This window comes from Capnocytophaga sp. oral taxon 412 str. F0487 (assembly GCF_000271925.1).
Classification (GTDB): Bacteria; Bacteroidota; Bacteroidia; order Flavobacteriales; family Flavobacteriaceae; genus Capnocytophaga; species Capnocytophaga ochracea.
This window is the reverse complement of sequence record NZ_AJZR01000051.1, coordinates 1-1,840: the sequence shown is the minus strand read 5'-3', so window position 1 is coordinate 1,840 and position 1,840 is coordinate 1. Positions and strand designations below refer to the sequence as shown.

At 30.7% G+C, this 1,840-nt stretch carries 5 protein-coding genes; all 5 read left to right on the top strand.

Annotated features, from left to right (window positions below):
• Positions 1–146: 146 nt before the first annotated feature.
• The gene (locus tag HMPREF1321_RS12250) at positions 147–611 is read left to right on the top strand and encodes a hypothetical protein (protein WP_009422215.1); all 465 of its coding nucleotides are present in this window, start codon (positions 147–149) and stop codon (positions 609–611) included.
• 9 nt (positions 612–620) lie between these two features.
• Complete coding sequence (locus HMPREF1321_RS08440; protein WP_009412282.1) at positions 621–896, top strand: hypothetical protein; 276 nt, start codon at positions 621–623, stop codon at positions 894–896.
• Complete coding sequence (locus tag HMPREF1321_RS08435) at positions 871–1,086, top strand: hypothetical protein (RefSeq protein ID WP_009422214.1); 216 nt, start codon at positions 871–873, stop codon at positions 1,084–1,086. Before HMPREF1321_RS08440 ends, HMPREF1321_RS08435 begins: the two co-directional genes overlap by 26 nt.
• 52 nt (positions 1,087–1,138) lie before the next feature.
• A complete protein-coding gene (locus HMPREF1321_RS08430; RefSeq protein ID WP_034575942.1) occupies positions 1,139–1,402 on the top strand; it encodes a hypothetical protein in 264 nt (87 codons plus the stop codon).
• A gap of 136 nt (positions 1,403–1,538) precedes the next feature.
• The coding region (locus tag HMPREF1321_RS08425) for a fibronectin type III domain-containing protein (protein WP_198003464.1) at positions 1,539–1,840 on the top strand (302 nt) is incomplete at its 3' end.

Below are 1,840 nucleotides of genomic sequence, written 5' to 3'. Positions count from 1 at the left end.
CAGAGAGGATTAGATTTAATTATGATGCTTTTAAAAATAGAGAGATAATTCCTCCTATTATGAAATAAATTCTCATTGTTCTCGTTAGACAAAAACTAGTATAGGTAACTCAATTAGACAATCCTTCTCAGGCTGAAAAGCAATTAGTGGAGAAGCAAGCGGAGGTTTGGAAAGCATTAGGGTTTGAAAATAAAATAGATGATGTAGCAAATGAATTAATAAAAGGAAAAATAGCTTACAGACATATAGGTTCTAATGCTAATTATTTAGAGCAATTAAAATCTTCAGGTATTATTCCAGAACAAATAGGGCAAGGACAAACATATTTCTCATTAGATAAAATAGATGATCCCCTAATCGCTATTGATAAAATGCAGTTAAATGCAAAATATACAGACGCTGTTTGGCGTGCAGAGTTTGATGCTAACCAGCTAATAAATAAGACTCATATTCCAAAAGCAAAATGGAACAATGCTGAATATATGGAAGTTTTAACAAGGAGCTATCCAAATTTTGGAAAAGGAGGAGCAACGCAATTTATAACACAATCTCAAATAAAGTTGAAAAGATTAATTAACTTAAAAACAGGTGAAATAATCAATTTTAAATAACACTATGCTATGAAACGTTCAAAAATAATAGAGATAATAATTGATAATATTTGTTATGATCCCTCTGCCTATAATCCTAAATGGAGATGGAATGCCTTCTCTAAAAATATCAAAGCTGAATATCAAAAAATTTTGCCAATTCTCAAATACTGGGAAGAAAAAAACTATATTTCTATAATAAATGATGATGAATATATATTTATGTTATTTCCCGAAAATTTACCCGCAAGAGATGTTCTATTGTTAGAAAGTTTATCTTATGAAAACAAAAGCAATAATCGATAATTTTCTATATAAAATAGAATTTTTTTACAGGAATTTTGGAAACGAATGGTCTATTAGTGATTTTACTCAACATGAAAAACAAAAGAATGTAATAAAAGAGTTTTTGCCTTTTTTAGAAAAAAAAGGGATTATTGAAATTATATCTGAAGAGAAGTTTAAAATTATAGACTTACCTTCTAATAGATTATGACTCTTTCATAAATTATTAAAAGTATGAGGAAAATAATAATATTTAAAGAAATATGAAGCGTAAAAATCTTATCAAATTACTAGTAGACACTATTTACCGTGATAATATTTATTTAATAACTCCAATAATAGATTGGGATTTAATGGATATAGTGAATAAACATTTCAGAGATAATTATAACAAAGTGCTACCTGTTTTATTAAAGTGGCAAGAAAAAGAATATATTTCATTGATAAATGACGATAATGTTATTTTTATTTTTTATCCTGAAAAATTACCTTTAAAAGAAGATTCGTTAGCAGAGAGTATTCTATAAAATATTAATGTTTTTATTTGTAAGATAGAATTATTTTATACAAGTTTAAAAGGTTGTATAATTACAAACCTTAAAACAACGTTCCTTGACATATTGAAATAGACCCTTCGTGATGTAGCCACGAATGCTCACCGCGATGACCGAAAGCACCTCGGTACAACTGCGCTGGAGTGCTCAGGCGATGATGCCTAATCAGGAATACCCTTACAAGGTGATGTACCGCGAGAAGGGCAAGACGTGGAAATCGCAAAAGGTGAGTATGCCCTATACCAAAGTTACAGGACTCAAACGAGGACGTACCTACATCTACAAAGTGGGAGTAGCTTGTGGCTTAGAAACAGCCCATAGTAGCTCGGTATTTGGTGAAGAGAGCTATATGTATAGCACCGAACAGGAGTTTACTACCACCGAGCAGATAGACGAAAAGAGCCAAGTGCA